Here is a 6,404-nt window from a genome sequence, read left to right on the forward strand (position 1 = left end):
CCCCGTGGACATCGCTCCCCCGAGCCGACGTCCGCAGTCCGTGACCGTCCTCTTCCCGTCCCCCGACGGGAGTCCCCTGTTACTCAGACGCTTCGAGCGTCCCTTCCCGTTACAGCCGTCACGCGACCAGTTCGCCGAACGCCCGCATGGTGTCGCCGGACTTGTTCAGGTGCTCGTCGTCGCGCAGGCGGCGCAGGGCGCGCCAGATGCTGCTCTTGACCGTGCCGACGCTGATCCCCAGCACGTCGGCGATCTCCGGGTCGGTCTTGCCCTCGTAGTACCGCAGCACCAGCATGGTCCGCTGGTTCTCCGGCAGCTTCGCCAGCGCCTGCCAGAGCACGGTGCGCAGCTCGGTGCCGCCCATCGCGTCGGTGTCGCCGGCCGTCTCCGGCAGCTCCTCGGTCGGGTACTCGTTGACCTTGCGGCGCCGCCAGGCGGAGATGTGCAGGTTGGTCATGGTGCGGCGGAGGTAGCCCCCGACCGCGGCCTTGTCGGTGATCCGGCCCCAGGCGCGGTAGGTGCTGAAGAGCGCGCTCTGCAGCAGGTCCTCGGCCTCGTAGCGGTCACCGGTCAGGTGGTACGCCGTGGCGTACAGGGAGGCGCGGCGCTCGCGCACGTACGCGGTGAACTCCGTGATGTGGTCCTCCGCGACGGCCGGGTGCTCCCCCTGCGCGTCTCCCTGTCCCGCCTCGGTGGTGCGCGCGGCGGCGGGGTTCAGCCGCAGCAGCGTCGCACCGGCGGCCTCGCGGCCGGTCGGCTCCCCCGAGCCGACCTTCCGCAGGCCGTTCCCCCCGTTGCCCCCCAGGGCGTCCTTGCCCTCGACGCGGACGGGGAGGATCCCCCGCAGCGTGAGGGTGTTGGCGGAGTCGACCGCACTCCCCATCCGGCCGATCCCGTACAGCTCCCCCGCCCTGCCCGCGCCGCTCACCCGGCGAGTGGCAGGATTCCCGGTGCTGTGTGCGCACCCCCGTACGGTGACGGCACCGGAGTTCTCGTCGGTCCTGATCTCGTACCGGGTCCGGTGGGTGGTCGCTGAGGAACGCGCGGTGCGGACAGCCGGGTTGGTCCGGGTCTGAAGCATGGCGTTCATCGTGCGCCCCCTTGGTTCGGTACGAGCGGGTTCCGGTTGCCGCCCTCCAGCGGCCCGGTTGGCCCGCTGTCCTGCGGCGACATGGAAAATCCTGCCCGGCGGTTGTGATGGCGCTGTCCGCCGACTGTCACAGGGGTGTCACAGGGGACGGGCCGAACGCCTCGGTCCGCCTCCCTCCTACCGGACGCCGGTGGCGCTCCTTCCGGTTCCCGAACGGACGGTGACCGGTCCGGGGGGTGATTCGCGGCTTCCGGTGGGCCAAAATGGGGCCGTGCCTTTCCTCCTACTGATCGAGGACGACGACGCCATCCGGACCGGCCTCGAACTCGCCCTCACCCGCCAGGGCCACCGTGTGGCCACCGCCGCCTCCGGCGAGGACGGTCTGAGGCTCTTCAAGGAGCAGCGGCCCGATCTGATCGTGCTGGACGTGATGCTGCCCGGAATCGACGGCTTCGAGGTCTGCCGCCGGATCCGCCGCACCGACCAGCTGCCGATCATCCTGCTGACCGCCCGGTCCGACGACATCGACGTCGTGGTCGGCCTGGAGTCCGGCGCCGACGACTACGTGGTCAAGCCGGTGCAGCCGCGCGTCCTGGACGCCCGGATCCGGGCCGTGCTGCGGCGCGGCGAACGGGAGAGCTCGGACTCCTCCGCGTACGGCAGCGTCGTGATCGACCGCGCCGCCATGACCGTCACCAAGGACGGGCAGGACCTCCAGCTCACCCCGACCGAGCTGCGGCTGCTGCTGGAACTCAGCCGCCGTCCCGGCCAGGCGCTCTCCCGCCAGCAGCTGCTGCGGCTGGTGTGGGAGCACGACTACCTGGGCGACTCCCGCCTGGTGGACGCGTGCGTGCAGCGCCTGCGGGCCAAGGTCGAGGACGTGCCGTCCGCGCCGACCCTGATCCGGACGGTGCGCGGGGTCGGCTACCGGCTGGACCCGCCGTCCTGAGCCGCGCCCTCCGTGCCCGCAAACTCCCGTACGACGACAGGCTCCTGTGACTGACCAACAGACGACGACCCGGCGCTTCGCCACGGGCAAGTGGCGCAGCCTGCGCTCGCTGCGGGTCCGGCTGATCGCGGTGTTCGCGGCGGTCGCGCTGCTCGCCGCCGTATCGGCCTCCGGCATCGCCTACTGGCTGAACCGCGACGCGGTGCTCAAGCGCGCCCAGGACACGGCCCTCAACGACTTCCGGGTCTCGCTCACCCGGAACGTCTCCGACCTGCCCATGGGCGCGAGCTGCCCGGACCTGGCCGCGCTCGCCACGAACGTCGCCAGCTCCGGGCTGAGTTACGACGTCGTCGTGGTCGACCCGGCGCACCCGGAGTGCCCGGCCTCCTCCGACCCGGCGCACTTCACGCTCGCCGACGTGCCGGCCGCGCTGCAGTCCACCGTGGCCCGCCCGCGCGAGGTCACCGAGAGCAACCCGTACCCGTACCACCTGTACTGGCAGCGGCAGAACCTGGAGGGCCGGCCGTTCGTGATCGGCGGCACCAAGGTGGTGCCGAACGGGCCGACGGCGTACATGTTCAAGTCGCTGGAGAACGAGCGGGCCGACCTCAACACCCTGGGCTGGTCGCTGGCCATCGCCACCCTGCTGGCGCTGATCGGCTCGGCGCTGCTCGCGCAGGCCGCCTCGGCGACGGTGCTGCGGCCGGTCAAGCGGCTCGGCGACGCCGCCCTGGCGCTCGGCGAGGGCCGTCTGGACACCCGCCTCGAAGTCGAGGGCTCGGACGAACTCGCGGACCTCGCGCGGACGTTCAACCGCGCCGCGGAGTCACTGCACGAGCAGGTCGAGGAGCTGAGCGCGCGCGAGGCGCAGAGCCGGCGGTTCGTCGCCGACATGTCGCACGAGCTGCGCACGCCGCTGACCGCGATGACGGCCGTCACCGACATCCTGGAGGACGAGGCCGAGTCGCTCGACCCGATGATCGAGCCGGCCGTCCGGCTCGTCGTCAGCGAGACCCGGCGGCTGTCCGACCTGGTGGAGAACCTGATGGAGGTGACCCGCTTCGACGCCGGCACCGCCAAGCTCGTCGCCGACGAGGTGGACGTCGCCGACCTGATCATGTCCTGCATCGACGGCCGGGCCTGGTACGACGCGGTCGAACTGGACGCCCCGCGCGGCATCCTCGCCGTCGTGGACCCGCGGCGCCTCGACGTCGTCTTCGCCAACCTGATCGGCAACGCGCTCAAGCACGGCGGCTCGCCGGTGCGGGTCAAGGTCCGGGAGACCAATGGCTCGGTGGTCGTCGAGGTCTCGGACAGCGGCCCCGGCATCCCCGAGGACGTGCTGCCGCACGTCTTCGACCGCTTCTACAAGGCCGACCGCGGCCGGGCCCGCTCCGAGGGCAGCGGCCTCGGCCTGTCCATCGCGATGGCCAACGCACAGATCCACGGGGGAACGATCACGGCGGCGAACGGGGAGGTCGGGGCGGTGTTCACGCTGACGCTGCCGCTGGCGCCGCCACCGCCGCCGTCCGAGGACGGGGCCGGCGACGGCACCGTCCGGGACGCCGTCGAGCACGAGGACGCCCAGTGAACCCCCCTGCCCCCGCCGCCGTCCGGCCTCCCACCGCCCGCCGGGCCGCCGGCGTACTGCTCCTGCTCGCGCTGGCCTCCGGCTGCGGGATCCGCCCGACCGCCGTCCCGGTGGACGCGGGCGCCCCCGCCAGCCGGACGGCCTGTCCGACCGCCCCGCACATACCGACCGCGCCGGCCACCCCGACCCCGGTCGCACCGAGCCCACCCGCGGCCCGGAGCACCGCCAAGGCGGGCCCCGGCCCGTCGCCCAGCCCGGCCGGGCCGACCACCCCGCCGCAGGACAACGTGTTCAGCGCCGTGCCGACGGCGGCGGCGAACGCCTGCAAGTGACGGGTCCCGCCTGCTCGGGGCGGATCGGGGCGCGTGTCGGAATGTTCACGCCCGGCGTGGAACCGCCGCGCCACCGGCTCACGTCCTTCCCCCCGTGCAGCGAGATGGCACCAGGACACGCGACGAGCGTTCCGGCGCACGGACCGACACCGGGCCGGCGCCGGCCGTCCACCGTCCCCTGCGACAGGTCGGACTGGCGGGCCTCGCCCTCCACCTGTCGCTGGTCCTGTGGCTGGTCGTGCTCAGACCACTGCCGGTGGCCTGGGTCTACGACGCCAACCTCACGCCGCTGGCCTCCCTGCGCTCCTCCTCGGCCTGGCAGGTGGTCGGCGAGCTCGTCCTGCTGGCCCCGCTCGGCGTCCTGCTCCCGCTGGCCGGCGGGCGGCCGCGCGCCCCGTGGCTGCCGTCCTTCCTGCGCACCACCGGCGTCTCCGCCCTGCTGGCCACCGGCCTGGAGTTCCTCTCCTCCTGGACGCCCGGGCACGTCCTCAACGTCGACCACATACTGCTCGCGGTGATCGGCGTCGCCGTGACGCACGTGGCCCTCGTCCCGGCGCTGCGGCGGCTGGTGCGGGAGCGGCGGCCCCGGGCCCGCGGGCCCGAGGGGGCGACGGAGGGCGTTCCTCAGGCCGCGAAGGCGGCAAAGGCTGCGAAGGCCCCGAAGACCTCGAAGATGACCAGCCTGGTGAGCCCCCCGGTCGCCGCCGCGATCACTCCGGTCCCGGCCGCCCGGGCGTCGGCCGAGCCGGCTCCCTGAGCACCAGGCCGCCGACCTCGATCAGCCCGGCCCCGCGCGGCGCGGTCACGATCCGCGAGCCCCGGCCCTGCGTGACGGTCAGCGCCCGCCCGAGCCGCGCGGTCAGCAGCAGCGCCGCCGCGCCCGTCGCCTCGTCCTCGTCGATCCCGTCGTCGCGCCCGGGGAAGCCGCGCGCCCGGACCGTCCCTTCCGCCTCGTCCTGCCAGGCCCACGCGTAGACCCACTCGCCCGGCGGTGGCACCTCCAGCGCGTCCACCTCCGCCGCCGACCCGTACTGCCGCAGGGTGCGCGGCGGCGCCCAGTCGGCGCGCGCCTCGATCAGCGTCAGCCCGTCCTCCCGCCGGACGCCCACCTCGCCGGCGGGCGTCACGAGGCGGTCCACCCCGAGCAGCCAGCCCGTCCCGACGCACGGGTGCCCGGCGAACGGCAGCCGCAGCGTGGGCGTGTAGATGTCGATCACGCCCCGCACCGGGTCGTCGACGAACACCGTCTCGCTGAACCCGAGCTCCCGGGCCACCGCCTGCCGCTCGTCGCGGCCCGGCACCGACGCCCCGTCCCGCACCACGCCGAGAGCGTTCCCGCACTCCCCGCCGGGCCCGCAAAAGACCCGCAGCACCTCATAGTCAGTCATTTCCCCACCCTCTCAGCCGGATTACAGCAGAACACGACGACTCCGTGACGAAAGGCCCGAGACGGATGCCGGACGCCTCAAGTACCGTGCGCTCTCGTCCCCGACGGTTCACCGTTTCTCATTCCAGCCCACAGGATCCCGCGTTGAACAACCTCGACTTCGGCAACCACCCCCTGTTCTCCTGGTACGTCGCCCTGATGGCCGTCAGCGGCATCGCCATGGTGATCCTGGGGGCCATCAACGTCGGCGGCCAGAAGGGCGGTTGGCGGATCCTCAACATCCTCGCCGGTGCCGCGTTCGCCGGCTACGCCTACTACCTGGGCTTCGTCTTCGACGAGGACGTCTACCACATCTACTTCCAGGCCTTCATCCTGCCGGTCCTGCTGATCGCCGGCTCCGTGAAGGCCGTGGTCAACCGCCGCACCGCCCCGGCGGCCCCACAGCCGGCCCAGCCGCCGGCGCCGGCGGCCCACGACCCGAACGCCCAGCCGATCCAACCCTCCCCCGTCGCCCCGGCACCCCAGCCCGCCCAGCCCGCCCAGCCCGCCCCGACCATCCCGACCATCCCGCCCGCCCGGCCCGTCGCGGACAACCCCTACGCCCAGCCCCAGCAGCCCCCACACACGAACTGACCCCCGCACCGGGGGTACCCGCCCGCGGGGACTCGGGGTGGACCCTGAGGGGGCCCCGACTCGCGGGTACGCCTCGCCGGTGAGACGCGGGGCGGGCGAATCGCCTGGTGGGCGGAGGATTCCGGGCCGGCGGCGGCGGAGCATGGAAGTACGCCCGCCGGAGAGGCCGGACCGGGCACGACTCCACGGAGAGCACCATGAGCCCGCGCCTCGCCCGTCCCCGTCACAACCGCGTCATCGCCGGCGTCTGCGCCGGGATCGCCGAGCGCTTCGGCCTGTCGGCCTGGACGGTCCGGCTGATCTTCCTGGCCTCGTGCCTGCTGCCCGGCCCGCAGTTCCTGATCTACCTGGCGCTCTGGGTGCTGCTCCCCCAGGAGCCGTGACGCACGGCGACGGGCCGCGCACCACCGGGATCACCGGGG

Annotated in this window: 8 protein-coding genes; 6 read left to right on the top strand and 2 right to left on the bottom strand. The window is 73.5% G+C overall.

What is annotated here, in order from left to right:
• Positions 1–118 precede the first annotated feature (118 nt).
• Positions 119–1,081 carry a SigE family RNA polymerase sigma factor gene (locus ACFVU9_RS39565; protein ID WP_380439108.1) on the bottom strand — a complete coding sequence of 321 codons (963 nt, stop codon included), beginning with the start codon at positions 1,079–1,081 and terminating at the stop codon, positions 119–121.
• Between the two features lie 280 nt (positions 1,082–1,361).
• On the opposite strand from ACFVU9_RS39565, the gene ACFVU9_RS39570 reads away from it, so the two are divergent.
• The 4 genes from ACFVU9_RS39570 (at position 1,362) to ACFVU9_RS39585 (ending at position 4,719) form a co-directional block, all read left to right on the top strand.
• Positions 1,362–2,039 (top strand): response regulator, encoded by a 678-nt coding sequence (locus ACFVU9_RS39570; protein WP_188308557.1) that lies wholly within the window; start codon positions 1,362–1,364, stop codon positions 2,037–2,039.
• Between the two features lie 46 nt (positions 2,040–2,085).
• Positions 2,086–3,630 carry a sensor histidine kinase gene (locus tag ACFVU9_RS39575; RefSeq protein WP_387601999.1) on the top strand — a complete coding sequence of 515 codons (1,545 nt, stop codon included), beginning with the start codon at positions 2,086–2,088 and terminating at the stop codon, positions 3,628–3,630.
• Positions 3,627–3,962 carry a hypothetical protein gene (locus tag ACFVU9_RS39580; protein ID WP_380498883.1) on the top strand — a complete coding sequence of 112 codons (336 nt, stop codon included), beginning with the start codon at positions 3,627–3,629 and terminating at the stop codon, positions 3,960–3,962. The genes ACFVU9_RS39575 and ACFVU9_RS39580 overlap by 4 nt, the downstream gene beginning before the upstream one ends.
• Before the next feature lie 94 nt (positions 3,963–4,056).
• Complete coding sequence (locus ACFVU9_RS39585; protein WP_387602002.1) at positions 4,057–4,719, top strand: VanZ family protein; 663 nt, start codon at positions 4,057–4,059, stop codon at positions 4,717–4,719.
• On the opposite strand, the gene ACFVU9_RS39590 is transcribed toward ACFVU9_RS39585, so the two are convergent.
• Entirely contained in the window at positions 4,673–5,350 is a 678-nt protein-coding gene (locus tag ACFVU9_RS39590) for a PhzF family phenazine biosynthesis protein (protein WP_380439066.1), read from the bottom strand. The genes ACFVU9_RS39585 and ACFVU9_RS39590 overlap by 47 nt on opposite strands.
• 143 nt (positions 5,351–5,493) lie before the next feature.
• On the opposite strand from ACFVU9_RS39590, the gene ACFVU9_RS39595 reads away from it, so the two are divergent.
• Both ACFVU9_RS39595 and ACFVU9_RS39600 read left to right on the top strand, forming a co-directional pair.
• Positions 5,494–5,982 (top strand): hypothetical protein, encoded by a 489-nt coding sequence (locus ACFVU9_RS39595; RefSeq protein WP_387602005.1) that lies wholly within the window; start codon positions 5,494–5,496, stop codon positions 5,980–5,982.
• Positions 5,983–6,179: 197 nt separating this feature from the next.
• A complete protein-coding gene (locus ACFVU9_RS39600; protein ID WP_359972893.1) occupies positions 6,180–6,365 on the top strand; it encodes a PspC domain-containing protein in 186 nt (61 codons plus the stop codon).
• Positions 6,366–6,404 lie beyond the last annotated feature (39 nt).

Source organism: Kitasatospora sp. NPDC057936 (genome assembly GCF_042887525.1).
In the GTDB taxonomy this organism is placed as follows: Bacteria; Actinomycetota; Actinomycetes; order Streptomycetales; family Streptomycetaceae; genus Kitasatospora.